Here is a 25,852-nt window from a genome sequence, read left to right on the forward strand (position 1 = left end):
CGCAATGCTCCTCTTTGGCCAACCGGGCGTATCGACGACCGACCCGGCGATGCGTGATGCACCCAGAGTCGCTGTTTTCGAGCCATTCGATAAGATTATTTAATTTGCATGCATTATGCGATATCATGCAGCAATGGATCGCGATCTGCTGCCACATCTGCCCATCGTCACCGCCGTGGCCCGCCGCGGAGGGTTTGCCGCCGCCGCCAGCGAGCTTGGCATGAGCGCATCGGCCGTTAGCCATGCCGTTCGGCTCGTGGAAGAACGGCTCGGCCAGCCCCTCTTTGCCCGCACGACGCGCAGTGTGGCGCTGACCGAAGCCGGCAGGAGCCTGATCGCCACCATCACCCCGGCGCTGCAGGATATTCACGACCGCATCGAGCGCATCAGAGCCGTCAAGGGCAGGCCAAGCGGCCTGTTGCGCATCAACGCATCCCGCATCAGCCTGCCGCTGGCAGTCACCCGCGTGATCGCAGCGATGGCCGAACGCTATCCCGAAGTCGAAGTGGAAATCTTCTCCGATGAAAGGCTGACCGATATCGTCTCCGAGGGTTTCGACGCCGGCATCCGCGTCGGCGAAATGATCGCGCAGGACATGGTCGCCGTTCGCCTCACCCCTCCTTTCCGATCCATCGTCGTCGCTTCGCCTGGATATATCGGGCGTTTCGGGCGTCCAAACACGCTTGCGGAGCTCTCCAACCATAATTGTATCGGCTACCGCCTGATCCGCTCCGGCGGCCTTTATCAATGGGAATTCGTCGAGGATGGGCGGGATGTCGCGGTGACGGTGAATGGCCAGGCGATCGTCACCGAAGCACATTCGGCCATAGAGCTGGCCGTTGCAGGCGTGGGATTGGCCTATGTCTTCGAACCGCTGGTCAAGGCGGAGATCACATCCGGCAGGCTTGTCCACCTTCTAGGTGACTATGCAGTGACGGAAGCAGGCCTTTTTCTCTACTTTCCGCGTCGTGCCGAGCTGGCCCCGAAACTCAGGGCTTTCATCGACACGGTACGACAGATCAATCGTTGAGTCGCTCCTCGGCGGGCAAAAAGCGCCATTTGCTTCCCATCGACATGCTAACGAATGGTCAAATCGCGCAGCCATTGTACGAAATACGCACGAAATGCAGCGCTGGATCGCGATCCAGCTGAATCGCGATTGCCGTCTCTCACGGCACTCGGCAGTCATAGTTGGAAAGCTCCGCCAATGAGGGCATGCATGGGTTCGGGGCATTCGCCCTCGCCTCCTGTCGGTCGGATTGGCAGCTTCCCGGTCTGAAAGAGGAACTCGTGCAAGATATTTCGAAGAGAAAGCCGCCCAGCCCGATCGATATCGAAGTCGGCAAACGCATCCGCGCGCAACGGCGCCTGCTGGGTATGAGCCAATCGGCGCTTGCCGAAAAACTGGGCCTGACCTTTCAGCAGGTTCAGAAATACGAAAAAGGCGCCAACCGTGTCGGCGCAAGTCGCCTGCAACATGTTGCCGACTGTCTTGGCGTCCCGATCTCGCACTTCTTCGATAACGCAGCCTTCGACAACCCTGTTTCGACCGAGGAAGCAAGAGTGATCCGCAACGACCTCGTCGGTTTCATTTCGTCCGAAGAAGGCATTGAGCTCAACCGAGCCTTTGCAAAGATCAAGGATGTGAGGACCCGACAGAAGATCGTCGGCCTGCTCAAGTCGCTGGCGTTGACTTAAACCAATTCCGGAATAAGTACGCGGCGGCTTTCCGTCCGAATTTACGAAAAAAAGTGATGGAGCGGTTTGACGATTCCGTGAAGCCCCAAACCGCTTCAGCCTTCATTGCCCCGACAATTCAATGCTTTGCCGTCAGCTTGTGATACGTGGCGTACGAATGACCTTCAGGAACAGGGCGTTCATAGCGTCCGAGATGCCTTGCGTCGGACTCACCTCGAAATAGAGGCCGGGTGAGGCGCAAGTCTGCAAATTGGTGCCGATCTGCGATTGAAAGGGTGCGATCCACTGGTTGTACCAAGGGTTTGTCGGCAGGGGAAAATAGGTCGTATAGAGGATAGCGATCTTGATGTTCTGGTTCTTCAAGGGCTGACAGAAGGTGGTGTCGAGCGGCTCCTGGCAACGCCCACCCGTCGTCGGCTTGGTGCAGGTGTTGGGTTTTTTGCTGTCACCGACGCCGTCAGTGACAAGGAAGAGGACCTTCTGACGATCGGAAGTGGTTTTTCCGCTGCCGCCCGTACCAATGATCGGCCCGAGTTGCGTCAGCACCGTATCAAAACTTGTATCCTCATCGCTGTTGTCGTTCTGTCCTAGAACAACCATCAGATCCACGTTGTTCTTGCTGACGGCACCGCTAACCTGCGCCATATCGGATGACAGCGGCGATACGTTGGTCAAGCCAATTGTCGTCGTGTCTTTGCCGAATGTATAGACGGCCATTCTGTACTGATCGGGTGTTACTCGGTTGTGCACGGCGGTATCGGTCAGCGACTGTGTCGCCTGGCGAACGACGTCGATACGCGTATTGATCTTCAGTACATTCGTCGCAAGATTGTAATAGTCGCTCGTTGAACCTTTAATATGGCACGCAAAGGCACATTTGTCTGACGTGTTTGCCACCATTTTATCAATATCGGCCATGGTAGCGCCGATCCCCATGGAAGGCGTGTTATCGAGCAGCATGTAGAAATCCATGAAGTTCGCCGTCTGATACTGCGCAGATGCCGAGCCGCTGACGGGAATAGACGTCTTGCCGATGACCTGGCTTAGTGTCGTCGGTACGTTCGCCGAAAAATTGACCGTGGAAGAGACGATATTTCCCGTGCGCGTTACCCCGGCGCTGACGCTGACCGGTATATTCTGAAGATCGCTGGACGCCTGGCCGTAGAAGAGCTTGTTGGCGTCGCCTTGACCGATCGTGACGGTGCCGTCGCTTGTCATCGCCATGGCAGCCGCAACCGCCGGAGATGAATCCGCGATTGCACCCACAGCAGCGGCGTCGGCGGCATTTTGCAATTCCGTTCTGACGAGCATCGCATTGGTGACATCGAGCGCCAGCCCCCCCACCGCAATCAACGGAACGGCAATCAGCGCCGTCGTGATTGCGAAATTCCCCGAACGGTCCGTAAACAGCATCCCTGATAGTTTGCGCAATGCGACAAACGGTTGTGGATAGATCCTGAATCTCTTCACGAGCAAGCTCTCTGTAGCATAAGTTGTATTTTCAAAACATTCGCGAAACGAAAGTATTATTACTTTCAAATATACTTATTTATATTATCGAACGAAAATATTTAGATTCTCATAAGAGCAAACTTCTTATTTATACTGCAAAAATTGAGAGGAAATTTACCAAGAATACAGGATATAGTCGTCGATCCCGTGGTCGAATTGAATGAAGTTCGATACGGTACTCACACTCCGACGGCCTTAAATCGGGCATAAACCGAACATTTCATGAAGAAAGACGCATGATCCGCAATATATACGCGAGACAGGCACCATAAACATAACGCAAAAATTGCAAATCTACCCGAAGTGTCTTTACCCGATTTTTAGTGTTTACCCGCGAAAGCAATCGCCATCGATTTCAGGTGCGGCAGCCGTCGTTGCAACTGTCTTCTTCGCCCTGATGGCTATGGTTGGGATCTTTACGTGCGCGTTCTTTCCTGCATCTTCACGGAACACAATCTGTGGCTCGTTCTTCTCGCGGCGTTCGTCTGCGTCAGTGGCGGCTGGATCACGCTCAATCTGCTCAAGCGAGCCGAAAGGACGCTCGAACTTCAGCGTGGCGGCTGGATCTTTCTGACCGCCGTGGCGGCTGGATCTTCGATCTGGTGCACGCATTTCATTGCCATGCTGGCTTACGAGGTCGGTGCGCCGGTCACCTTCGATCCGATCCTGACGATGGCCTCCTTTCTTTTGGCTGCCATCGGCTGTGCCGGCGGTTTTGCGATCGCCTTGTCGCGCGTGCCGCGCGTTGCACCGGAATTCGGCGGAGCCGTCGTCGGCCTTGCCATCACCACCATGCACTATACAGGCATGCTGGCCTATCACGTCGACGGGATCGTTGAGTGGAACCAGGGCTATGTTGTCGCCTCGGTCGCACTTTCGGTGATTTTTGCGGCGCTTGCGCTCAATCAGGCGGTGCGCCGGCCTTGGCAGCTCTCCCCGATCGCCGGCCTCGCTCTTTTCGTCATCGCCGTGGTTTCGCTTCACTTTACGGCAATGACCGCCGTATCGGTCACCCCGCTTGTAACCGGCGCAGCCATCGCTGACGCCTACGCACTGAAGGCCATGGCCGTTGCCGTGGCGGGCGGTGGGTTGCTTATCATCGGCACCGGCGTGGCAAGCTATATGATCGACGAGCGAGCCTCGCGCGAATCCATCGAAAAACTTCAGCATATGGCCCTCAACGACCTGCTGACGGGCCTGCCCAATCGCAGCAGCTTTGCCGACCATCTTCAACGCGAGATGGGACATGCCAGCGAAGACGGCGTGAAGCTTGCAGTCATCGGCATTGACCTCGATCGCTTCAAGGAAATCAACGACCTGCGGGGACACAAGGCTGGCGATCAGGCACTTAAGGCGATTGGACGCCGGCTGCTCCGCCTCGTCAGGGACGGCGAGTTCGTCGCACGCGTCGGTGGTGACGAGTTTGCCGCGGCCAAGCGCTTCCGGGAGCAGAGCGAACTGCTGGATTTCGTTGCCCGACTGGAGAAGGTCCTGTTCGAGCCCATCCGGATCGACGATTTCGAGACGGCGACAGGGGCCAGCATCGGCGTTGCCGTCTATCCGGACGATGGCGTCGACCAGGAGCGCCTCGTCAGCAATGCCGATCTCGCAATGTATCGCGCCAAGGCCGATATCGGCCGCGCAGTCTGCTTTTATGAATCCAAGATGGATGAAGCTGCCCGCGCCCGTCATACGCTGGCCCAGGACCTGCGCCGTGCTGTCGAACTGGATCAGCTCGATCTGCACTATCAGGTGCAGACCTCGGTTCGCACAGGGCAGATCTGCGGCTACGAGGTCCTCGTCCGCTGGCATCATCCCGAGCATGGTGCTGTGCCGCCTTCGGAATTCATTCCGATCGCCGAAGAAAGCGGCACGATCCTTATCATCGGCGAATGGGTTTTGCGCACGGCCTGCAAGGAGGCAGCGTCATGGGAGCAGCCCTACAAGATCGCCGTCAACCTATCACCCGTACAATTTGCTCATGCCGATCTCGCAAAACTCGTTCATGCGATCCTTATCGAAACCGGCCTTGCTCCGTCGCGGCTGGAGCTTGAGATTACCGAATCCACAATCATTGCCGACAAAACTCGTACTTTACATGTCCTGCGACAGATCCGGGCTCTTGGCGTGACCGTTGCCATCGACGATTTCGGAACAGGATATTCGTCGCTCGATACGCTTCGCTCCTTCCCCTTCGACAAAATCAAGCTCGATCGCTCCTTCATGAACGAAGTGGATCACAGCATTCAGGCAAAAGCGATCGTCCGCGCCGTGCTCACGCTCGGCAAGAGCCTGGATATCCCTGTTCTCGCGGAAGGCGTCGAGACCAACCATCAGCTTGAAATCCTCCGTGTCGAGGGTTGCGACGAGGCGCAAGGCTTCTTCCTCGGACGGCCGAAGCCCGTCGGGCAAATCTTTCAAGAGGAGACGTCCGTGGAGGACGATGAAGCATTGGCATTTTCCGGCCGGTTGCCGCCCTATCGCATGCGTCGGCGCTAGGACGTTCCTCACGCGTCAATGCAAAATCCGCAGCAATTACAGGGCGCGGACCTGCGCCTCCTTTCCTTCTTCGATTTGGTCAGCCGCTCCGTTCGCAATATCAGATCGAGCGGTCCGAAACCTCGCCGATCCATTCGCTCGTGAGCTCGATTGCAACTGTGGAGCGGATATCGAGAGCATTGGCGGCCACGAGAAGCTCATAGCGACCGGCGATAGCTCGAAATGTTCCCGTCTGCTCGTCGAAATAGCTCAGATCGCGTGGGCGCACGACAAGCGAAGCCGTCCCCCTTTCACCCGGCATCAGCCGAAGCTTGGCAAAGGCGCGCAACTCCTTGTCCGGCCGCTCGACTGTCGAAGCAGGCGCGCGAACGTAAAGCTGCACAAGCTCCGAGCCGGTTCTGCCGCCGGTATTGGTAACATCCACCGTGATGGTAATGCCCTCCGCGCCCATCGTCGTTGCCGAAGCTTGCGCCTCGCCCCAGGAAAATCGCGTGTAGCCAAGACCGAAGCCGAAGGGGAACAGGGGCTCGATATCGCGCGTATCGTGATGACGATATCCGACGAAAACGCCCTCGGCGTAGCGCACATGCCCATCCTTGCCAGGATAGACCGACGCATCACCAACCATGGCGGAGTTATCCGACAGGTGCTTCGGGAAGGTCTGCGGCAGGCGCCCGCCGGGCTCGACATCGCCGAAGAGCACATCGGCAACGGCGTGGCCGAGTTCCTGGCCGGGATACCACATCTGCAGCACGGCCCGAACCTTGTCGAGCCATGGCATCTCGATGGGACCACCGGTCTGCAGCACGACAATCGTATTGGCATTGGCGGCCGCCACCCGGTCGATCAATTCCTCTTGCCGGACCGGCAGACGCATGTCAGGCAGATCGAGCCCTTCCGTATCCCACTCGCCATCGCGGCCGACGAAGAGCAGAACGACATCTGCATCGCTTGCTTTTTGAACGGCATCCAGCATGGCCTCTTCACCGAGCGGCTTCTCCACGCCGAAGCGTACCGCCGTCAGATTGATCCCCTCCTCGGTCGTCGCGGAAGAGCAATACTCCACCGCCACCTTGTAGCTCTGTCCGGCTTCCAGATGGATGCCTTGCCGCTGCTCGACATTGGCCGTGCCGAAATAATTGTCGCCTCGGGCCCAGCCGTCATAGCCATTCACGACGAGCTTGTCATCGACAAAGAGCCTGGCAAGGCCTGCATTCGTCATGCCGAATACGTGCTCGCCGCTCTCCGTCGGCACATAGGATGCCGTCATGCGGGCGGAGAACTCATTGGGATCGAGTTCCGAGGACGGCAGGTCGAACCAGAAGAATTCGCCCTTGCTTGCCGTTTCGGTGGCGATCACCGGGCCTGCAAGATCGCGGCCCTTAAAATACTCTACCCGCATCTCACCGGAGAAGACATTGATGAGGCGATTGTTGCGGCAGCCGGGGGCATGGTGAATGCTGTTGGCATTCGATAGTGCCTGCCGGATGCCTTCCAATGGGCTGACCCTGTAGTGGGCGGCAATCTGGGCGCTGCCGCCGCCCATGACACGCGCTTCGGCAGCATTCGGCCCGATAACCGCCACATGCCCAAGGCCTGCCTTCTGCAGCGGCAGAATGCCGTCGTTCTTCAAGAGCACGGCACCCTCGGCTCCGAGCTCGCGGATCAAAGCACGATCCTCAGGCAGATCGAGCGCGTGTTCGCTCAAATCGGGCACCTTCTCGAAGGCGCCGACACGCTCCAGCAATGTCAGAATGCGGCGGGCGGCTTCGCGCACCGTCTTCGGCTCGACCTCGCCGTTGCGGACTGCCGCCACCAGCTTTTTGCCACGGTCGCGCGTCGGACCGGGCATTTCCAGATCGAGCCCGGCATTGATGGTCGCCGCCGTCGAATGCGAACCGAACCAGTCCGACATGACGATGCCGTCGAAACCCCACTCCTGTCGCAAAACTTTGGTCAGCAGCCAGGGATGCTCGCTCGTATAGGTGCCATTCAGCCGGTTATAGGAGGACATGACGGCCATGACGCCAGCCTTCTTCACAGCCTGCTCGAACGGCGGCAGATAGATTTCGCGAAGAGCACGCTCATCGATATCCGACGACATCGTCTGGCGCTCGATCTCGGATTCATTGCCGGCGAAATGCTTGATCGTGGCCGCAATGCCCTGGCTCTGCACGCCCTGGATATAGGCAACGGCAAGCGCGGCCGTCAGCATCGGATCTTCCGAATAGCATTCGAAATTGCGGCCGTTGAGACCGGAGCGGTGAATATTGACCGTCGGCGCCAACAGCACCGAGGCGCCCTTGCTCTTGGCCTGACCGGCAAGTGCCACACCCATGCGCTCGACAAGAGCCGGATTCCATGTCGCGCCAAGGGCGATGGCGACGGGAAAGCAGGCGGCATTGACGCCCGCAACCAGCGAGCCGGCACCGCGGGCTCCGTTCGGCCCATCCGTAACCTTGATCTTCGGAACACCAAGGCGCTCGACCGGCACCGTGGTCCAGAAATCGGCGCCGGACAGCAGCGAAACCTGCTCTTCAAGCGTCATCCGGTCGAGAATATCGTCGATCATAAAGGCCTCCCGAGCAATTCGCTGGCTGTTCCATCGTCCATCCGCGATGGAGATTCGCATTTAAGACCAACAAATCATAAACACGCCAGATGTTCTTCCGATAGTGCGATATGTGAATGAAATTCCATATCTTTTTTTGCCGACATTCAGGTCGCAGCCGCTACGGAGCACGCTTCGCAACCGATCGGAAATCATAAGTTCGGCACAGGAATGGACGTCCCTGATTGCCGTACCGGTCAAAAGCGCCGGTTCGATAAAATGCGAATAATCTTTTTCCGAATAAATTTGACCGCGTCGGATTTCATGAGCCCAACTCATGGAGCCGAGTATGCGTTCACTTCTAGTCGCTGCAAGCTTTCTCTTCGTCGCCGGCCTGCTGTTTTCGACAGCGACAACGGCAAAACCCGTGGCCAATACCGCCGCGGCACACGCACATCAGTTTGCGCGTGAGGTGACGGAAGCGAGCGTGCCCGTCGGCTGGACGAGCTTCTGCAAAGCGCAGCCAGCCGAATGCGTGGCTGGCCAAAAGAGCGTGGAGTTCGCCGATCTCGATCATGATCGCTGGGAGCAACTGCAGCAGATCAACAGCCTCGTCAATCATGAGATCGAGGGTGTCGGCGACAACGATCATTACGGCATCTACAAGCTCGGCATCATCAACTGGTGGACCTATCCCGACGATGGTGCGGGCAACTGCAATGACTATGTTCTCTTAAAGAAGAAATTGCTCGTGGAAGCAGGCTGGCCGCGATCTGCTCTGCTGCTGACGGTCGTCCTCGATACCCATAACGAAGGACATCTTGTCTTGATGGCGCGCACCAATAATGGCGATCTCATCCTCGACAATCTCACCGATACGGTGAAAAACTGGAGCGGAACGGGCTACACTTTCATCAAGCGCCAGACGGCCGACAATCCGAACAATTGGGTTCGGCTGGAATCCGGTCGCACACCTGAAGAGCTTGCCATGATCAGCAAGGCACTGGCGTTTCACTCGCAGTGATTGGCGGCCCAATAGCTGTCGACCAGGCCTTTCCCGTCCTGGTCCAGAATGGCAAAATTGCCGGGGATGACGACGAAGAAGCGTTCTGCACCTTCCGCACCGGCGCCGTCATTTGCAGTTCCCGTATCGACACGACCGCAAACGACGAAGCCCGGCATTCGTTCGCTCGGCTTGGCTTCTAGAATATGGATAGCTGAGGGCGGCACCTCTATTCGCCGCGCGACCGCCGCCTTGGCCAGCGCCGGAACATCCGCCATCGTCGGCAAAGCTTCGCCGGGGGCGGCTGCAAGCAAGATGCTCCCTGCGATCACGAGATGTTGCATCGACATCCTTTCGAAAGCCCGGACCACGGGAACGCAACCCTGGACGGCCATATTCCCTATGCCTATGCAGCCGAGAGCTGCTTTGATCGAAGTTTATTGTGATTCGTGAGACGGAAGAAGCTTACGCTCTTGCCTTCGGATAGCGATCGCGTATCAAGATCGTCCCCGCGCCGGGGAATATTTTTGGAAAGCCACTTTGCGAATGCGAACACGCCTGTCGATACTCCCGGCACTCGGTCTTCTTTTTATCCTTGCATTGACGAACGCGGTTTCTGCGCGTGAGCTCGTGCGAGTGCCGCCAGGCAATCGCAACAGCGTTCAGCCGCCCATCCCCAATACTTCGGTACTGCGGGCCAAGGCCTTCAACACCACCTACGACGAAAAATACCAGAAGATCATCGGCGTGCTTCGCGACGACAAGGAGCTGATGGCCTCGATCAGGAAGGCCGGGCAGGCCTATGGCATCGACCCCATCCACATTGTTGGCGCCCTGGTCGGCGAACACACCTACAACATCACGATCGTCAACAGGGTGAAGTCCTACTACGTCAAGGCGCTCGCCTATTCGCAGTCCGATTTCAAATTCGCCTATAAGGACGTGACGGTCCAAACCTTCCTGAAGAAGCCGGAATTCGCCCATTGCAACGCCTTCACCGGCAGCGCCGAACTTTGGGAATGCCGCGACGAGACCTGGGACAAGAGTTTTCGAGGCAAGGTCATCGATGGTGTCACTTATGAAAACATGACGTTCCAGCGCGCGTTCTTTCAGCCCTTCTTTGCGGGCCAGACCTTCGGTCTTGGCCAGATCAGCCCTTTGACCGCCCTTGAAGTCACCGATCTCGTCCACGCGACAAGCGGCCTGCCGAAGCTATCGGTCGATGATCCGCAGGCGATCTACCGCGACATCATGGATCCCGATCGCAGCGTGATCTATATTGCCGCCATCGTAAAGGATGCCATTGACGCCTATCGCGCGGAGGGTTTCGACATCACCGACAATCCCGGCCTGACGGCAACGCTTTACAATGTCGGCCAGCCGCGCCGCCGTGCGGCTGCCCTGCGGCAGGCGGCGGATGCTTCGGGCGGGAAGAAATTGCCGGAAGAAAATTATTATGGCTGGCTGGTGAACGACAAACTGCCGGAGCTTCGTGGGCTGCTCGGCAGCGACAATAGCCAGTAAGCCGCCAGAACTTTATCCATGAAGAACACCAGTTTGATCAGGCGATCAGGCTGACGCGATCATTGGCAATCTTGTTTTCGACCCAGGCTCTTTCATTCTGCCAATCATGCCGCTTCCATCCCTCCCAGCCAAAGCCGCACAGCTTGATGTCCCACTCCGAGGCGGGAAACCTTGAAAGCGCATAACAAATGCCGAGGAAGCCTGTGCTGGGAAAGACCTTATGCATGCGATGCCCGGAAATACCGAGCTCGCCGCAGCCATCAATGTAGGTCTGAGGCGGCATGATGCGGATCTCCTTACCGGCCCTGCCCAGCAACTCGATTGCCTGCATCGTCCAGTCAGCCTTTCGACCCTGCAGACGCTGGAAGATGTTCGGTCGGGGGTGATATTTGCGAATGATATCTGGGTGATAGGCCAGCATGAAGACCTTTGCGGCCTTGAGCGCGGCGTTATCCATGAAGCTCGGATCGAGAAGCCGCCGATACAAGATCTTGCTTGATGCGGCCAGCATGATCATGTCGGTGCGCTCACCGCTCATGCCTTCGGAAAGAACCGGCTCGTTGAAACGCATGACGAATTGCGCCTCGTCTACGATACCGGCGATATCGCGTTCCAGCTTTCCATTGCCGATAATGATTGCAGTCTTACGCGCCAATGCGGTCGTCCAGAAAATACGGGCCGTGCATTAACAAGCCGTTCTGACAAAGCGCTGAACCGCTGATGATGCGGAAATGAAATGCGGCCCCTCCGGGATCGGCTGTGCGCTGAAGGAAAAATGGGCTCGGCCCATAAGGCACGAGCCCATTTTGTAAGGACCGTGTTGCGACCAATCACGCTGCCTGTTCGAGCGCAGAACGTATCTGCATTTCGGCTTTGGCAATGGCCGCATTTGTCGCCTCGGCGCCGTGAGCCGTGCCTTCGAGGCGGACAGTTTCGATGTCGGTTATGCCCATGAAGCCGAGCAGATGCTCCAGATAGTTCGTCTGAAAATCGAAGGCTGCATGGACACCCTCGGAGAAGACGCCACCACTGGCCGTCACCACATAGGCTTTCTTGCCGCTCAGAAGGCCGTTAACGCCGCTCGCATCATAGCTGAAGGTGACGCCGGGCCAGATGATATGATCCATCCAGGCTTTGAGTTGGGAAGACAGACTGAAGTTGATCATTCCGGAACCGATAACGATCACCTCGGCGGCCTTGACCTCGTTCACCAATGTCTCTGCAAGTGCTACGGCTTCAGTCTGTTCCGGCGTCCGCGCCTGCGAGGGTGCCATACGGCCTTCGATATAGGCCAGCGTGATATGCGGCAGCGGTTGAGCTGCCAAGTCGCGTATCACGAGCGTTCCGCCCAAGCGATCTTTGAGCCCTTCCGCGATCTCGGTTGCGAAGCGTGTGGACAGGCCTTCGGCCCCTCACGGGCTCGAGGTTACGACGAGAATGTTGGTCATTTGCTGACTCCTAATATGAGTGGTAAATAATTGTGACCAACGCTATTAATGTAACTAATTCATTCTCCGCAAGAAGGCACATTCATGACACTGAATGACATTGATTTTCCCATCCCCCATTTCGACGATTGCCGGATGGTGCGGGAAATTCTCGATCGCATCGGCGATAAATGGAGCCTGTACGTCATCGCCATTCTCAAAGATGGCCCTGTACGGTTCAACGAGTTGCGGCGGCGGATCGATGGCATTTCTCAGCGAATGCTGACGTTGACGCTGCGCGGGCTGGAGCGCGACGGCCTGGTGACGCGCACGCTATTCCCCACCATTCCGCCCCGAGTGGACTATGAACTCACCAAATCCGGTCGGGAACTGCTTGGTCCGGTGATGGCGCTTGTGGGATGGGCAACCGCCAATCAGGATGTCATTCAGGAGGCACGCGCCCAATACGACAAACGGTAGGGTGAGGCATTTCGGTCGGTAGTTCTTTGAAGTGCTCACAAGAAATACCGGAACTTCAACGGAAGCAGGGCCGCGCCGATCGCGCTGGCGTCACCTTTGGTTTCGCTGAGAACCAGCCGAGGCCCCGGCGGGGCGGCACCATAGCGATGCGGACGCTGCGACGGCAGGCGGGCGCGCGCGATCATCATTCGCCCAAGTTCGGGCGGGAGTTGGCCGCCGAAGACGATGGCTTGCGGATCGATCACCCCGGCAAGCGTGGCAATCAGACGGTCGAGCATCGGCATGGTCTCGGAGAGCCAGCTCTCGACGCCGGGCCAGGAAGGGTCGAAATTCTGCTTGAGTTCCTCAAGGGAGCCTATGTCGACACCGCTCTCCCGCAATGTGGCGATGAGATATTGCAAAGCCGGCCGGCGCTGCACTTCGTCGGGATTATATATGACGCTGAACTCCCCGGCATTCCCATGAAAGCCCAGATAAGGCCTGCCTTCCAGAACCAGGCCGCCGCCAAATCCATAGTTGAAGGACAAGTATGCAAAGGTCTTGCACCAGTGCCCGACACCGCGCAAGCTCTCACCGATCGCGCCCGTCGTTGCGTTGTTTTCCAACCAGGCCGGCAATGCAAAGACATGCTCAAGTTCCGGCTGCAGATCGACCAGAGACCAGTCGCGCAGCGGCTCCGGGGCATTGAAACGACGATCATCGCCGACGAAAAAGCCCGACATGGCAAAGCCAAGTCCGATGAGACTTGCGCGCGATATTTCGTGGCGCGTCAGGATCGAACTCAGTTTCTCGGCAAGGATTGCCAGCGTTGCCTTGCGGTCGGCGGGCACGCCGCTGAGCACCTCCTGATCGACGATGTCGCAGCCGAAATCAGCAAGCGACAGTGTCACGGCATCGGTATTGACGGAAATACCAACCGAATAAACCGCCTTCCGTTCCAGTTCGATAGTAGGGCTCGGCTGCCCGCGCGCGCCCTTGAATGGCGCACCGGCGCGAAGCAAGCCGCGAGCTGTCAGTGTCTCGACGAGCCGATGCACCGATTGCTGCGTCAAATTGGTGTGAGCCGTAATGGTCGCGCGCGGGATTGGCTCGCGGCTGCGGACAATATCGAGGATGAGGCGCTCGTTCTCGCTTGCCAGTGGGGATTTTTCAAGCGCTGCCATGAGTGCAATCCTGCTTCCTGTCATGCCGACTTAGCCCGCGCCTGTCAGCGTACAATCCGAACCCCATATTCGCGGCTCTCGTCATAAATATTACACTTTATGTGTATTAATAGCCATAACAGCGATCGGTGCCAATACATCGCGTCGGCCACACCCATTGGTGCTCACATTCGACATCGAACCTCGCATCCGCTCATTCCCGCCTGAAAACCGACAGCTCACGAAAGCTTTTCCCATGCATAGCCAGACCGCCACATCGCCCTCATCCCGCAATGCCGATATCTACGACCTCCTCTCCCGGGCCAATCCAAACATTCTGACGATTGCCCATCGCGGGCTTTGGTCGGCAGCTCCCGAAAATTCATTGGCGGCAATCCGTGCGGCAGCCGAGCTTGGGGTGGAATTCGTCGAAATCGACACGCAGGCGACCGCCGACGGCCATCTCGTCGTCATTCACGACAAGACGCTGGACCGCACCACCTCCGCCAAGGGTGTCGTCGGAGCGAGCAGTTTCGCCACAGTCCGCGATGCACGATTGCTTGCCGGTGCCGGCGGAGAGCTGGCTGTAATGACGGATGAACGCGTTCCCACGCTCGAAGAAGCGCTGGAAGAGGCACGCGGGCGCGTCTTCGTCAATATCGACACGAAATTCCCCCGCGAACTGCCGCAGGTCATTGCTGCAGTGCGGCGGCTGGGTGCCGAAGATCACGTCATCATCAAGTCGGATGTCGAACCGCAAAGCGGCTGCTTTCCGGTACTGGACGCCGATTGGTTCGGCTCGATCCCGCATATGCCGATGTTTCCCGTCCGACCTGGAAAATTCACCGAGGATCTCAGGATGATCGAATCGCTCGAGGCGCCGATGATCGAGGTGAAATTTACCGACATTGCCGATCTTGCCGCCGGGCGCGAGGAACTGGAGCGTCAAAATATCCGGCTCTGGATCAATACACTCGACGTCTCCCATAATCTCGACTTCAACGACAGCCGCGCACTCGGCGACCCCGAAGGCGTCTGGGGAGCGCTCGTTGACGCCGGCGTCGGTGCCATCCAGACCGACACGAATGTCGAATTCAAGCGGTGGCTCGCTATCAGAAGCGCCACCTGACAGGATCTTCGGCAACGGCAAGACAGAAAAGCCCGGGCGGTCTTCCGATCGTCCGGGCTTCTGCGTCCTGCCGCAGCAGTTATCCGCATCGAAACATATTTTCCCTGCGAAAGGGCTTGCCTCCCATAAGCGGAGCCGGTCGAGATCGTCCCCCTATGGGGACAAATGCTGCACCCGCGAAAAAAATGATGCGGAGATGAATTAAAACTGACGCGAAAATGAACTGGAAATGTTGACTTAAGGATTCACTGAACTAGTTCCCGCTGAGACGCCGGGGTCCGCCCCATCCACAGCGACCATATGAATCTGCATAATTCTGCGCAGCCGTTCCAGCCGTAAGACGTTGGTACGGCACGGGATATCTGTGCGGTTAAGAGGTCGCATCACAGCGCAGTGGGACTTCAGTATCGCATGAGCAGCATCACGGGACGGCTCGTCAAGGGAAGCATGTGGTTAAGCCTATCTCGAACCATCGTGAACGGGCTTGCAACACTCAGCACCTTCGTCTTGGCCCGCTATCTAGCGCCGGCTGATTTCGGCGTCGTCGCCCTCGGCATGACGATATTGATGATCGTCACGACCGTTACCGAGCTTTCCCTTTCCGAGGCGCTGATCCGCCATGATGCACCGGATGAATCCCATTTCAGTGCCGCCTGGACGCTGAATGCCGCACGCGGGCTGACGATCTGCATCCTGTTTGCGATCTTTGCCTATCCGGCGGCCGCCCTGTTCAATGAGCCGAGGCTGACGGGTGTCATGTTCGCTCTTGGCATCAGCATGCTGATGGGCGGCCTTACGAATCCGCGGCGCATTATGCTGCAGCGCGATCTGATCTTCTGGCAGGAGTTCGTGCTCGCCGTTTCGCAGAAATTCGCGGGCTTCGTCGTCTCGGTTGCGATCGCGATCATCTATCAAAGCTATTGGGCACTCGTCGTCGGCACGCTGATCAGCCAGGCGACGAACGTCATTGTCTCCTATCTCGTGCTGCCGTTCCGGCCCAGGATCACCTTCCAGCATATGCGGGAGTTCTTCTCCTTCTCCGCCTGGCTGACCGCAGGCCAGATCGTCAGCACGCTCAACTGGCGCTTCGACTATCTGCTTGTGGGCAAGATGCTCGGCGGCATCCAGCTCGGCTATTATTCGGTCGGCAGCAACCTCGCTATGATGCCGACGCGGGAGGCGACCGCGCCCCTCACCCAGACGATCTATCCGGCTTTCGCTGGCATTCACAACGATCCGGGCAGGCTCGCCGCCGCCTATCAGCGTGTTCAGGCACTGGTTGCTGCTGTAGCTCTTCCAGCCGGCATCGGCGTTGCCGTGACCGCCGACCCGTTGGTGAGGCTCGCGCTCGGCGACAAATGGGCGCCCGTCATCTTCATCATCCAGTCGCTTGCGTCTGTCTTTGCGCTGCAGACGCTGGGCTCGCTGGTGCAGCCGCTCGGCATGGCCAAAGGCGAGACGCGCGTGCTCTTCGTCCGAGACACGCAGATGTTCTGCCTGCGCGTGCCGATCATGATAGGCGGCCTGCTGCTCTATGGTCTTCCGGGGGTCATTGCCGGCCGCGTCTTCACCGGCCTCTTCAGTACCGCCGTCAACATGATGCTCGTACGGCGCTTCACCGGCATCAGCGTTGCCAGGCAATTATCGGTGAACCTTCGGGCACTCGTGAGCGTCGCCATCATGGCGGCAGGCGTCTCGCTCGCCTCGAGCCATCTTGCCTACACAGACGACAAGCTCGTGCTCGTGACGCACCTCGCCATCCTGATACTGCTTGGCGGCCTGCTCTATTGCGGTTCGACGCTCCTGCTGTGGACGTTGATGAGGCGGCCGGCCGGCCCGGAAACGGAGGTACGAAACATACTCGGCAAAGTGCTGCCGAGGCTTCGTCCTGCCTGAAAACGCGCGGCCGATATCGGCCGGAGACTGACCTAAACGGGGGAATGGGGAAATGACATTACAATCAAATCAACAGCTGATCGCGAAACTGGACAACATGATCCACGATTGCCTGAAGGATTACATCAGCAAAGATGAGCCGCTGGCGATCCTCGATTTTCCTGACATCCGCAATTGCGGCGACTCCGCCATTTGGCTCGGCGAAATGGCCTATCTCAACCGGCGATATGGCAAGCGGCCGACCTATGTCTCGCGGATCGACGACTTCTCGCCCGAGCAACTCGAGCGCACCATGCCGACCGGCCCGATCTTCATTCATGGCGGCGGCAATTTCGGCGACATCTGGGATGCGCATCAGGACTTTCGCGAACGGGTTCTGGAACGATTTCCCAATCGGCAGGTGATCCAGTTCCCGCAATCCATCCATTACAAGTCGCAGGCACGCATAGAGGAAAGCGCCCGCGTCATCGGACGCCACAAGCATTTCGTATTGCTCGTCCGCGACGAAGAATCGAAAGAGTTCGCCCATAAGCACTTCGACTGCGAAGTGCGTCTTTGCCCGGATATGGCCTTCAGCATCGGAACGATCCGGCCGGATGAACCGGAATTTGACGTCCTTGCCATGTTGAGATCGGATCTCGAGAAGGTCGGAGACGCCAACCTTTCTGCCTATCCCGACATTCCGAAAGAAGACTGGACGACTGAATCCGCCAAACGTGTACGCATCTCCAAAGCCTTCGGTGCGGCAACGGCTTTGCTCGCCCTCAAGCCGGCCGAGATACGCCTGCGCAAGCTCGACGCGGCGGCGCATAACCGGTTGCGGCGTGGCATCCGCCAGATTTCCCGCGGCCGCGCGATCGTCACAGACCGGTTGCATGTCCACATCTGCTCGATCCTGCTTGGACGACCGCATGCCGTGCTGGACAATAGCTACGGCAAGATACGTCGGTTCATGGCGGCATTTTCCGGCGGCACCGATCTCGCCTACCGCGCGACCTCTCTCGAAGACGGTATCGCCTGGGCGCGTAATCAGGCTACACAACCATTGGCACCGGCCGCCTGACGTATTTCCGGTCGCATCATGCGACCGGGCTGCGTCCGCAAGACATCATTTTAGGGATACCAGTGAAGAACAACGACCCATGGGCTTGTCTTGTGGGCTTCGCTTTAATTGAAGCCAGCGGCTGCGGCGGCTCATTGGAAATGTAGACTATCGCGTACCATCGTGAATTCAGCCTCATGTTCGACAAAATCTGCCGGCCGCGCAGTGAAGCTCAGGGAATAAACTTGTCTCTTGTCAATCGCGACGAGAATAACTTGTTTGACGGAAGGAACTTCATTCACGGCTCCTGTACAGGTCGTTTGCAGTGCGGGAATCCCTCCAAGCATCTGCCCCACAGGCGTGTCGCAGACCGCTTTCATGCCTTGGGCTTCGTATGAATTGCGCACGGTTGCAAGCAAAGTGCGTGTCTGATCATCGAGCTTTAATTCTTCACTCTCTCTATGCGGCAAGCTGGTCAGAACTATAGCGGTGAGCGGTGAGCCGTCTGGGTTCGATTTAATCGCGGTTTGTGACAGTCCCGGCAATGGTCCGCCAAAATTCTCGACGGGAATTGAGGTATTGGTTACATTATATCCTGCTGGCCAGGTAATAGGCATATTGCTGGCATTTGCTCCCTCCGAATTCGCAGCGGTAGACGTCTTCGTCAATTGGCCGATTTGCGCTGCCAATACAAGCAACGCCAGCCCCCACAAGCTCAAAAGGAAAGCAGTTCGCGATCGCCGAGCCAAACGTCCCACAAGATAGGCGAGGCCGTAGGGGATTATGATCGCGCCAATAAAGGTACCTAGCAAAGCGCCGCCTTGTTGCGCGGCGAGCTCCGGCGACGTGGCGTCCACAACCGATAGGCTGTGCAACACCGTGCTGACGATGGCCATGAGAGCCAGTAGAAGCCACTGCCACCAACTCAATTTCTTAAAGCCTGGTCGCTCCTTGTCGACGATATCCATATTTCGGCAAGCCCAAATGCATAAGGTGGAAGTCTGGCATATAAAACGATTCACATGCGGCTACCATTGAGGCGGTAATGAATCAACAAAGCCACGATGTCATGAACCACTTAAGCTCCTTCGGATGACAGGATCTGGCAGTAATGATCGCCGCGTGACATATAATTTTGGCCATCGACTGCTTTACCAAGCGATGCTAAGAGCTGCCACTTGTGATCGTTCGTACCCATTCCAGTGGTTGGATATTACCGATGCGGGGTCCTTTCGCACAGGCGTTCGTTTGTGCCGGCATAGCATTCACGCTCTTCTTGGCAGGCCTCCTGGCTGTTTTCGGGTTAGCCGGACCTTACGCCGGTGAAGCACTTGGCCGACTGCTTTTTACGGTCGCTGTACCTGCACTTTGCACCGGCTTTTGGGCAAGCAAGTCTGCGACAACCTGGCCATTTTTGCGCATTGCAATCACGTTCACGACGATCCTTTTGATTGTACTTGCCTTGCAGGCTATCGGCGCGAGATCCTGGATCGGTCTCGCGGAGCGAAACATGCAGAGCGATCAATTAGCTTTCGGGCCAATGACGGGTACCAAGGAGGCTGAGAAACAGCAAAGATCGCCTGCTTCACCCGACATCCAGACCGTCATCCGGAAAGATCTGATGGCCAATATCGCGAGTTGCTGGATTCGACCCGATGCCGTTCCCTCCGAAAAGCCGAGGTTGAAACTCGTCCTCGGCCGCGACGGTTCGCTCCTGTTGAATCCCGTTGTCATCAATTCTTCCGACGATCCCCGTTTCGCCCCCTTTGCAACAAGTGCTGTCAAGGCAGTTCAACGCTGTGCGCCGTTCAAGGATTTAGCCGCCTATCAGGATCTTTACGATCAGTGGCGCGAAGTATTGATCGATTTTCAGGCCGGGTGAGGCAAACATAAGAAACTGTGTCTCTTCAGAAATATCTGTGACCGGTCTCATGAGTCGGTTCTATGCCAGGAACACCATCCACAATGGCTTCCAAACATTGGTGAAGCCTCGAAGGTAACGTCCTTGAGCGAGCTTTACGGACAGGCGTCGACGAAATGTGCATCGGCCCGACAATAACCGTTGCCTGAGCAAGGCTGCGCGCTCGTCGTCGATCCCTAATCCAGCGGCAAGACCACGATACGATATCGAGCGGAATCACCTTAGGCGATCCCACCCGTTTTTTGGAGGCTGATGCCATTTGAGAGGCAGCTAGCTGCCAAGAGGCGCGAGGCAGCCAACGCTCGCTACCCACTCGGTTTCAGCCTTCAGACCAAAGCTGTTCTTAACGGGCGTTGTACTTCGCATCGACCTCGTTGATGGCCTTGACGTTGCCGGCCGAGCGGCCGTTCTCGTCGAAGGTCTGGGCGAGGAAGGCGTCTGCAATTGCCTTGGCGAGTTCGGTACCGATGACCCGAGCGCCCATGGTGATGATCTGGGCGTTGTTCGACAGAGCGGCGCGCTCCGCCGAATAGGTGTCATGCGTCAGTGCCGCACGGATGCCCGGAACCTTGTTGGCCGAGATGCAGACGCCGATACCGGTGCCGCAGACAAGGATCGCCTTGTCATAGGTGCCGTCGATGACGCCGGAGGCCACGCGGTCCGCAAGATTGGCATAAAACGCATCGGGGCCTTCATCAGTGCGCGAGACTTCGCTCACCTCGAAACGGTCCTTCAGGTGGTCGGCAAGAACCTTGGCGAGGCCTTCGCCGGCGCTGTCTCCAGCAATAGCAAGCTTCATTGTATGCTCCTCAGAGTTTGGCGGCGCACTTGGCGAGGATGTCGAGATAGCCTTCGACGTTCCAGGCCGAGCGGCCAATGAAAAGCCCGTCTACGTTCGGGCAGGATATGAGTTCTTCACAGTTTTGCGGATTGACCGATCCGCCGTAGAGGCACGGAATCTTTCGGCCGAGCACGTCTTGCGCGACCGCAATGATCTCGGCCTGGCGTGCATCGGCATAGGAGGGCTCGGCGGGAATCCCCTTTTCGCCGATCGCCCAGACCGGCTCGTAGGCCAGCAGGATTTCAGCCCGCTTCTGGGCGTCGGAGAGCTTCGATAGCGCACCGATGACCTGCTCGCTCAGAATCTCGGTTGCACGGCCGCTCTCGCGATCTTGCAGCGTTTCGCCGATGCAGATAAGCGGGATCAAACCATGACGGACGGCTGCCTCGGTCTTCAATCCGACGGTTTCGTTGGTCTCGCCAAAGTGTTCGCGACGCTCCGAATGGCCAAGCTCGACGATGTCGAGATTGCAATCCTTCAGCATCAACGGGGAGATTTCCCCTGTCCAGGCACCCTGGTCGGCCCAATGCATGTTCTGGGCACCGACCCTGACGGAGCTTTCCGACAGGATCGACTTGACCTCGCGCACGGCCGTGAACGGCGGAATGATGAACCGCTGAATACGGTCGTCACGCAGGGTATCGGCGGCGCGCAGGGCCTCGGCGAAAGCGCGCGCCTCCGCGAGCGTCTTGTTCATCTTCCAGCTCGTGCCGATCCAATAGCGAGGCTTTTCAGTCATGTCATATCCTGGTTCGAGGCGATGGTAAGGGCGATGCCGTCGCGACGAAATTGCTTGACAATGGCGGCATCAGGCGCGTGATCGGTAATCACGGCATCAAAATCGGTAAGATCGGCCATCACATGCAGAGCCGTATGGCCGATGCGCTGATGGCTGACGAGCAGGCAGCTCCTGGCCGCCGACGCAATCATCGCCCGCTTCGTGCGCACGACGTTATCGTCCATATGATAGGCGAGCCTGCCGGAAACAGCCGGCGTCGACAGGAAGGCAATATCAGCCCGCAGGCGCGATAGTGCTTCCTCGGTAACGACGCCCAGAAAGGCGTTGAACTTGGCGGAATAGACGCCACCGAGCGCGATCAGTGTAATGCCGCTTTCGTTCCTCATGCGGTCTATGATTGCGGCATTGTTGGTGATCAGCGTCAGCGGCCGCTTCTGCAGCAGCATCTCGCCTAAAACGGCGGCCATGGATCCGTCATTAATCATGACGGTCATGCCGGGCTCGACCAGATCGAGTGCTGCGCGCGCCATCGCCAGCTTCTCGTCATGGCCCTGACGCTCGCGGAAACGAAAATCGCTTTCAAACTGGGTGCCGGCATCGATGGTCGCGCCGCCGCGAACCTTGCGCAGCACGCCGGCCTGCTCGAGATCATCGAGATCGCGGTGGATCGTCATCTTGGACACAACGAAACGATCCGCCAGATCGTCGAGATCGACGGTCTTATGCTCGATGAGCAGATTGATGATCGATTGCTGGCGCTCTTCCCGTTTCACCTTTTACTCCGGCCATCGGCCCGAAATGGAACTCCGAGAAATATAACATTAAAATCTCACAATTCAACATTTCTGTTGTTACATTGAGATAAATTCGTGTTTAGAAGCCAGCATCATTCTTAGATCTTCAACAGTGCCTGCGCTGTTTTCTCATCCGTGATTAGCCCATAGAGACAGCGGCTCTTAAGGACCGCGCGGATGGCTTCGACCTTTGGCAACCCGCCTGACAGTGCCACCAGCCGCTCGCCCTTCATGCGCGGCAGGGAGGCAGACAATGTGCGAGAGGTCAGCGTGGTCTCAAGGATATTGCCGTCGGCATCAAAGAAATGGCCGAGAATTTCGCCGACGCCACCGGCCGCGGTGATTTCCCTGATCTCCTTAGGCTCCACCATCCCCGACAAGACGAGCTGCGCGTCGGTATCGACCGTGCCGAGACCGACCAGCTTGAGATCGGCGCCGTTTGCAAGATCGAAGACTTCTTTCACGCCGCGCTGGGCAAGCAGCACGTCGCGGTCTTCGCGCGTATTGGCGAAGAACGGCACCGGCATCACATGCGACTGCATGCCGGTCTTTTCGGCAATGCGATGCATGACGTCATAGGGATTGGCAGCATAATTTCTCGTCAGGCCACCGAGCAGCGACACAAAGCGCAAATCCTTGGCGCTGACGCGCGACAGGTGATGGACGGCGGAAGAAAGCGTTCGCCCGTGGCCGAGACCGATGACCTTATTGTTGCCGCTCTCGATTTCTCGCCTCAGGAAACCCGCGCCCGCCTGGCCGAGCGCGCGAAACTCGAAGCCGTCTTCGCCGAGATCGGGCGCGACCTCACAATATTGCAGGCCGAAGCGTGCCGAAAGCTGCATCTCAAGCTCGACGCATTCGACGATATCGCCGTCGATCGTCACCTTGACGACGCCTTCGGCGACCGCGCGCGCAATCAGGCGATGCGCCTTCACCGAGGGAACGCCGAGACGTTTTGCCACTTCGGATTGCGTCAACCCGCCGGCATAGTGCAACCAGGCCGCCCGCACGGCGAGCGAAGCATCTGCATCCGTCATCGTCCGTTCCCTTTCATTTTGCTCTGCATCGTCCTCGCCTGTTCTCTCCGGCCATAGCGCCCCGATCCGGCTACCTCCTCGAAAGGATTGGCGTTCAGGGAATCGGGACTCGTCCGCCCCACCGGCTAGATATGCAAGTCGCCAGCGCCCGTGTCGATATGGGGCGCCCAGAAGGCGATGCTTTCGGCAATCTGCGCGATGACCTGACGATCGTTCGGTTCGCGCTCCTTGAACGACAGTTCCAGGCAGATTTCGTTGTCCTTGGCGCCTCCTTCGGCAAAAGCCTTGAGCAAAGGTTCGGGCTGGATACGGCCCTTGGCATTGAACTCCACCGTGAAGGGGCGATGCCCACCCTTATCCATCAGGCTCTGCTTGATGTGAATGATCGGAGACACCTTCGGCACGGCACGCGCCCACGCATATGGATCATAATCGTCGGGATTGGACGAGGTGACATCGCCATGATCGATATCGGCCATCATCCACATCGGAATGGCGAAGGGCGCCTTCGTCAGTCTGTCCTGCAGGGAAAGGCAGGCATCGATCGTCTCGCCGAATTCGCGGCCGATGCTCATCGGCTCCCAGAAGATGTAGGAGAGGCCGGCAGCCCGAGCATGTTCGGCCACCTCGCCCCAGCAATCGATCGCAATCTCAATCAATTCCTCGCGCCGGGCCGGATCGTCATAGTCCTTGTAAGTGAAGATTGCGAACTGCGTTCCTACGGAATGACCACCGAGATCCGCGGTGATATCGGCAAAGGTCTTGAACCAGTCGACGTAATAGCGGCGGACATCCTTGTCGGGATGTCCGAAATGGTTGAGACGGCCATAGGGACCGGTCATTCCTGAGGTTACGCGAACGCCGGTGCGCTTCAATGCCTCCTGCATGTCGCGCGTCAGGCGGCGAATGACCGGCGCCTGCCAGCTCGGATTGATGAATTCGTGCGTCAGCTGCAGATCGCGGATACGCAGATCGCGCGCCACCGTTTCGATCAGGTCGGCCGGCTCGGCAAAGCGATTGACAAGCGGATTGGTGTTGAGTGAAAGCGTCAAGGGCATTTTAGGTCTCCCGGCAAGGTCTGTTGGTTCAGGCGGCGAGCGCCAGCTCGGCGTCGAACCAGGCCGCGAAATCCGCCTTCTCTTCAGCGGTCATACGCAGACCTTCCTTGGTGCGTCGCATCAGCACGTCTTCGGCCGCCTGCGCCCATTCGGAAGCCACGAGATAGCGAACCTCGGCCTCATAGAGATTGCCGCCGAAATGGCGGCCGAGTTCAGCAAGCGACATCGCATTGCCGACGATCTGTCTGGTGCGGGCGCCATAGAGATGGCCGTAGTGATTGACGAGCGCACGCGGCATCCAGGGATAGGCCGCTCGCAGGGTATCGGCAAAGGCAACGTAGTCGGCATTCGGAATCTCGCCGCCCGGAAGCGTGGCGCCCCGCGTCCAGTCGCCGCCCATCTTCGGGAAGAATTTTGCAAGCCGCTGCATGGCGTGTTCGGAAAGCTTGCGGAAGGTCGTGATCTTGCCACCGAAGACGCTCAGGAGCGGCACACCACCGGTCTCGTCGAGATCGAAGACATAGTCGCGCGTGACGGCCGAGGGATTGCCCTTGCCGTCGTCGAACAGCGGGCGGACGCCGGAGAAACTCTCGAGCACGTCGGATCTGCGCAGCTTCTCCTTGAAGTAGCGATTGACCGCCGTGATCAGATAATCGATTTCCTTCTCGTCGGCCTTCACCTCCTCCGGCTTGCCCTCGTAGGGAATGTCGGTCGTGCCGATCAGCGCCTTGTCGCCTTCATAAGGGTTGATGAAGATCACGCGCTTGTCGTGGTTCTGGACGAGATAGGCCTGCTGGCCTGCCCAGAATTTCGGAACGATGATATGGCTACCTTTGACGAGCCGGACGCTGCGCTGGCTGTTCGAGCCGACGACACGGCCGATAATGTCGTTGACCCAGGGGCCGGCGGCATTGACCAGCACGCGGGCGCGCACGGTCCGCACCTCGCCGGAACGCTCGTCGCGCATCTGGACAACCCAGCTCCCCTGATCGCGGCGCGCGCTGACACAGGCCGTGCGCGTCAGGATCTGCGCGCCCTTGGCGGAAGCATCGAGAGCGTTGAGGACAACGAGCCGGGCGTCGTCAACCCAACAGTCGGAATATTCGAAACCTTTCGAATATTGGTCGAGGATCGGCGCCCCTTCCGGATCGCGATGAAGATCAAGCGAGCGCGTGCCCGGCAGCTTCTTGCGGCCACCGAGATGATCGTAGAGGAAGAGGCCGAGACGCACCAACCATGCGGGACGATCGGTCGGACTGTGCGGCAGTACGAAGCGCATAGGCCAGATGATGTGGCTTGCCGAATTCAGCAGCACTTCACGCTCGATCAGGGCTTCACGTACCAGGCGGAACTCGTAGTATTCAAGATAGCGCAGGCCGCCATGCACCAGCTTGCCGGAGCGCGAGGACGTACCCTCCGCGAGATCGCCCTTCTCGCACATGATAACCGAAAGGCCGCGGCCGGCTGCATCGCGCGCAATGCCGGCACCATTGATGCCTCCGCCGATCACGAAAAGATCATAGATTTCCGGTTCCATCATGTCATGCTCCTAAGGATGC

At 58.0% G+C, this 25,852-nt stretch carries 23 protein-coding genes; 10 read left to right on the forward strand and 13 right to left on the reverse strand.

The window, feature by feature from the left end; genetic code table 11:
* Positions 1-133: 133 nt before the first annotated feature.
* Positions 134-1,030, forward strand: a complete 897-nt coding sequence (locus JJQ51_RS29720; RefSeq protein WP_269245634.1) for a LysR family transcriptional regulator — start codon at positions 134-136, stop codon at positions 1,028-1,030.
* A gap of 260 nt (positions 1,031-1,290) precedes the next feature.
* Positions 1,291-1,698: a helix-turn-helix domain-containing protein gene (locus tag JJQ51_RS29725; protein ID WP_113352489.1), complete on the forward strand. Its 408-nt coding sequence runs from the start codon at positions 1,291-1,293 to the stop codon at positions 1,696-1,698.
* Between the two features lie 132 nt (positions 1,699-1,830).
* Here JJQ51_RS29725 and JJQ51_RS29730 read toward each other — a convergent pair whose 3' ends face one another.
* On the reverse strand, positions 1,831-3,111 hold the full coding sequence (locus JJQ51_RS29730) for a TadE/TadG family type IV pilus assembly protein (protein WP_269245642.1): 1,281 nt from the start codon (positions 3,109-3,111) through the stop codon (positions 1,831-1,833).
* Between the two features lie 519 nt (positions 3,112-3,630).
* Here JJQ51_RS29730 and JJQ51_RS29735 point away from each other — a divergent pair.
* Complete coding sequence (locus tag JJQ51_RS29735) at positions 3,631-5,709, forward strand: putative bifunctional diguanylate cyclase/phosphodiesterase (RefSeq protein WP_145634159.1); 2,079 nt, start codon at positions 3,631-3,633, stop codon at positions 5,707-5,709.
* A 100-nt stretch (positions 5,710-5,809) separates the two neighbouring features.
* Here the strand turns inward: JJQ51_RS29735 and JJQ51_RS29740 are convergent, their stop codons facing one another.
* Positions 5,810-8,281, reverse strand: coding sequence for a glycoside hydrolase family 3 C-terminal domain-containing protein (locus JJQ51_RS29740; protein WP_152094877.1), 2,472 nt, complete (start codon positions 8,279-8,281; stop codon positions 5,810-5,812).
* Positions 8,282-8,609: 328 nt separating this feature from the next.
* Between JJQ51_RS29740 and JJQ51_RS29745 the strand changes: the two genes are divergently transcribed.
* Positions 8,610-9,284, forward strand: coding sequence for a transglutaminase-like cysteine peptidase (locus JJQ51_RS29745; RefSeq protein WP_152094876.1), 675 nt, complete (start codon positions 8,610-8,612; stop codon positions 9,282-9,284).
* Here JJQ51_RS29745 and JJQ51_RS29750 read toward each other — a convergent pair.
* Entirely contained in the window at positions 9,272-9,607 is a 336-nt protein-coding gene (locus tag JJQ51_RS29750) for a hypothetical protein (protein WP_069615711.1), read from the reverse strand. The two genes, JJQ51_RS29745 and JJQ51_RS29750, sit on opposite strands and share 13 nt — an antisense overlap.
* 202 nt (positions 9,608-9,809) lie before the next feature.
* Here JJQ51_RS29750 and JJQ51_RS29755 point away from each other — a divergent pair, with 202 nt between their 5' ends.
* The gene (locus tag JJQ51_RS29755) at positions 9,810-10,787 is read left to right on the forward strand and encodes a DUF1402 family protein (RefSeq protein WP_269245635.1); all 978 of its coding nucleotides are present in this window, start codon (positions 9,810-9,812) and stop codon (positions 10,785-10,787) included.
* A 37-nt stretch (positions 10,788-10,824) separates the two neighbouring features.
* Here JJQ51_RS29755 and JJQ51_RS29760 read toward each other — a convergent pair whose 3' ends face one another.
* Both JJQ51_RS29760 and JJQ51_RS29765 read right to left on the reverse strand, forming a co-directional pair.
* Complete coding sequence (locus JJQ51_RS29760) at positions 10,825-11,442, reverse strand: hypothetical protein (RefSeq protein WP_269245636.1); 618 nt, start codon at positions 11,440-11,442, stop codon at positions 10,825-10,827.
* A 175-nt stretch (positions 11,443-11,617) separates the two neighbouring features.
* Complete coding sequence (locus JJQ51_RS29765; RefSeq protein WP_269245643.1) at positions 11,618-12,187, reverse strand: FMN-dependent NADH-azoreductase; 570 nt, start codon at positions 12,185-12,187, stop codon at positions 11,618-11,620.
* 132 nt (positions 12,188-12,319) lie between these two features.
* Between JJQ51_RS29765 and JJQ51_RS29770 the strand changes: the two genes are divergently transcribed.
* Positions 12,320-12,694: a winged helix-turn-helix transcriptional regulator gene (locus JJQ51_RS29770; protein WP_113332802.1), complete on the forward strand. Its 375-nt coding sequence runs from the start codon at positions 12,320-12,322 to the stop codon at positions 12,692-12,694.
* Positions 12,695-12,729: 35 nt separating this feature from the next.
* On the opposite strand, the gene JJQ51_RS29775 is transcribed toward JJQ51_RS29770, so the two are convergent.
* The gene (locus tag JJQ51_RS29775; protein WP_113332803.1) at positions 12,730-13,857 is read right to left on the reverse strand and encodes an ROK family transcriptional regulator; all 1,128 of its coding nucleotides are present in this window, start codon (positions 13,855-13,857) and stop codon (positions 12,730-12,732) included.
* Positions 13,858-14,092: 235 nt separating this feature from the next.
* On the opposite strand from JJQ51_RS29775, the gene JJQ51_RS29780 reads away from it, so the two are divergent.
* From JJQ51_RS29780 to JJQ51_RS29790, 3 genes are all read left to right on the forward strand, one after another.
* Entirely contained in the window at positions 14,093-14,965 is an 873-nt protein-coding gene (locus JJQ51_RS29780; RefSeq protein ID WP_113332804.1) for a glycerophosphodiester phosphodiesterase family protein, read from the forward strand.
* 411 nt (positions 14,966-15,376) lie between these two features.
* Entirely contained in the window at positions 15,377-16,861 is a 1,485-nt protein-coding gene (locus JJQ51_RS29785) for a lipopolysaccharide biosynthesis protein (RefSeq protein ID WP_113332805.1), read from the forward strand.
* Positions 16,862-16,913: 52 nt separating this feature from the next.
* Positions 16,914-17,924, forward strand: coding sequence for a polysaccharide pyruvyl transferase family protein (locus tag JJQ51_RS29790; protein WP_069615611.1), 1,011 nt, complete (start codon positions 16,914-16,916; stop codon positions 17,922-17,924).
* Between the two features lie 131 nt (positions 17,925-18,055).
* On the opposite strand, the gene JJQ51_RS29795 is transcribed toward JJQ51_RS29790, so the two are convergent.
* Positions 18,056-18,871 (reverse strand): DUF4946 domain-containing protein, encoded by an 816-nt coding sequence (locus tag JJQ51_RS29795; protein ID WP_113352431.1) that lies wholly within the window; start codon positions 18,869-18,871, stop codon positions 18,056-18,058.
* Between the two features lie 212 nt (positions 18,872-19,083).
* Between JJQ51_RS29795 and JJQ51_RS29800 the strand changes: the two genes are divergently transcribed.
* A complete protein-coding gene (locus JJQ51_RS29800; RefSeq protein WP_145634164.1) occupies positions 19,084-19,785 on the forward strand; it encodes a cell envelope integrity protein TolA in 702 nt (233 codons plus the stop codon).
* A 382-nt stretch (positions 19,786-20,167) separates the two neighbouring features.
* On the opposite strand, the gene derI is transcribed toward JJQ51_RS29800, so the two are convergent.
* The 6 genes from derI to JJQ51_RS29830 form a co-directional block, all read right to left on the reverse strand.
* Positions 20,168-20,623, reverse strand: coding sequence for a D-erythrulose-4-phosphate isomerase (derI, locus tag JJQ51_RS29805; RefSeq protein ID WP_069615612.1), 456 nt, complete (start codon positions 20,621-20,623; stop codon positions 20,168-20,170).
* A gap of 10 nt (positions 20,624-20,633) precedes the next feature.
* Complete coding sequence (locus JJQ51_RS29810) at positions 20,634-21,404, reverse strand: triose-phosphate isomerase (protein WP_113352433.1); 771 nt, start codon at positions 21,402-21,404, stop codon at positions 20,634-20,636.
* Positions 21,401-22,177 carry a DeoR/GlpR family DNA-binding transcription regulator gene (locus tag JJQ51_RS29815; RefSeq protein WP_113352434.1) on the reverse strand — a complete coding sequence of 259 codons (777 nt, stop codon included), beginning with the start codon at positions 22,175-22,177 and terminating at the stop codon, positions 21,401-21,403. The genes JJQ51_RS29810 and JJQ51_RS29815 overlap by 4 nt, the downstream gene beginning before the upstream one ends.
* 119 nt (positions 22,178-22,296) lie before the next feature.
* On the reverse strand, positions 22,297-23,235 hold the full coding sequence (locus JJQ51_RS29820; protein ID WP_113352435.1) for a sugar-binding transcriptional regulator: 939 nt from the start codon (positions 23,233-23,235) through the stop codon (positions 22,297-22,299).
* Positions 23,236-23,360: 125 nt separating this feature from the next.
* Positions 23,361-24,293 (reverse strand): sugar phosphate isomerase/epimerase family protein, encoded by a 933-nt coding sequence (locus JJQ51_RS29825; protein ID WP_113352436.1) that lies wholly within the window; start codon positions 24,291-24,293, stop codon positions 23,361-23,363.
* Between the two features lie 28 nt (positions 24,294-24,321).
* Entirely contained in the window at positions 24,322-25,833 is a 1,512-nt protein-coding gene (locus tag JJQ51_RS29830) for a glycerol-3-phosphate dehydrogenase (protein ID WP_113332812.1), read from the reverse strand.
* Positions 25,834-25,852: the final 19 nt, after the last annotated feature.

Origin of the sequence: Rhizobium sp. AG207R, from assembly GCF_027109195.1 — a bacterium.
In the GTDB taxonomy this organism is placed as follows: domain Bacteria; phylum Pseudomonadota; class Alphaproteobacteria; order Rhizobiales; family Rhizobiaceae; genus Rhizobium; species Rhizobium dioscoreae.

What these genes read in the sequence shown, in the direction of transcription:
- JJQ51_RS29720 (WP_269245634.1), top strand. Translation starts at nt 134, where the DNA reads ATGGATCGCGATCTGCTGCCACATCTGCCCATCGTCACCGCCGTGGCC.
- JJQ51_RS29730 (WP_269245642.1), bottom strand. Translation starts at nt 3,111, where the DNA reads ATGCTGTTTACGGACCGTTCGGGGAATTTCGCAATCACGACGGCGCTG.
- JJQ51_RS29740 (WP_152094877.1), bottom strand. Translation starts at nt 8,281, where the DNA reads ATGATCGACGATATTCTCGACCGGATGACGCTTGAAGAGCAGGTTTCG.
- JJQ51_RS29745 (WP_152094876.1), top strand. Translation starts at nt 8,610, where the DNA reads ATGCGTTCACTTCTAGTCGCTGCAAGCTTTCTCTTCGTCGCCGGCCTG.
- JJQ51_RS29750 (WP_069615711.1), bottom strand. Translation starts at nt 9,607, where the DNA reads ATGCAACATCTCGTGATCGCAGGGAGCATCTTGCTTGCAGCCGCCCCC.
- JJQ51_RS29755 (WP_269245635.1), top strand. Translation starts at nt 9,810, where the DNA reads ATGCGAACACGCCTGTCGATACTCCCGGCACTCGGTCTTCTTTTTATC.
- JJQ51_RS29770 (WP_113332802.1), top strand. Translation starts at nt 12,320, where the DNA reads ATGACACTGAATGACATTGATTTTCCCATCCCCCATTTCGACGATTGC.
- JJQ51_RS29775 (WP_113332803.1), bottom strand. Translation starts at nt 13,857, where the DNA reads ATGGCAGCGCTTGAAAAATCCCCACTGGCAAGCGAGAACGAGCGCCTC.
- JJQ51_RS29780 (WP_113332804.1), top strand. Translation starts at nt 14,093, where the DNA reads ATGCATAGCCAGACCGCCACATCGCCCTCATCCCGCAATGCCGATATC.
- JJQ51_RS29785 (WP_113332805.1), top strand. Translation starts at nt 15,377, where the DNA reads ATGAGCAGCATCACGGGACGGCTCGTCAAGGGAAGCATGTGGTTAAGC.
- JJQ51_RS29790 (WP_069615611.1), top strand. Translation starts at nt 16,914, where the DNA reads ATGACATTACAATCAAATCAACAGCTGATCGCGAAACTGGACAACATG.
- JJQ51_RS29795 (WP_113352431.1), bottom strand. Translation starts at nt 18,871, where the DNA reads ATGGATATCGTCGACAAGGAGCGACCAGGCTTTAAGAAATTGAGTTGG.
- derI (WP_069615612.1), bottom strand. Translation starts at nt 20,623, where the DNA reads ATGAAGCTTGCTATTGCTGGAGACAGCGCCGGCGAAGGCCTCGCCAAG.
- JJQ51_RS29810 (WP_113352433.1), bottom strand. Translation starts at nt 21,404, where the DNA reads ATGACTGAAAAGCCTCGCTATTGGATCGGCACGAGCTGGAAGATGAAC.
- JJQ51_RS29820 (WP_113352435.1), bottom strand. Translation starts at nt 23,235, where the DNA reads ATGACGGATGCAGATGCTTCGCTCGCCGTGCGGGCGGCCTGGTTGCAC.
- JJQ51_RS29825 (WP_113352436.1), bottom strand. Translation starts at nt 24,293, where the DNA reads ATGCCCTTGACGCTTTCACTCAACACCAATCCGCTTGTCAATCGCTTT.
- JJQ51_RS29830 (WP_113332812.1), bottom strand. Translation starts at nt 25,833, where the DNA reads ATGATGGAACCGGAAATCTATGATCTTTTCGTGATCGGCGGAGGCATC.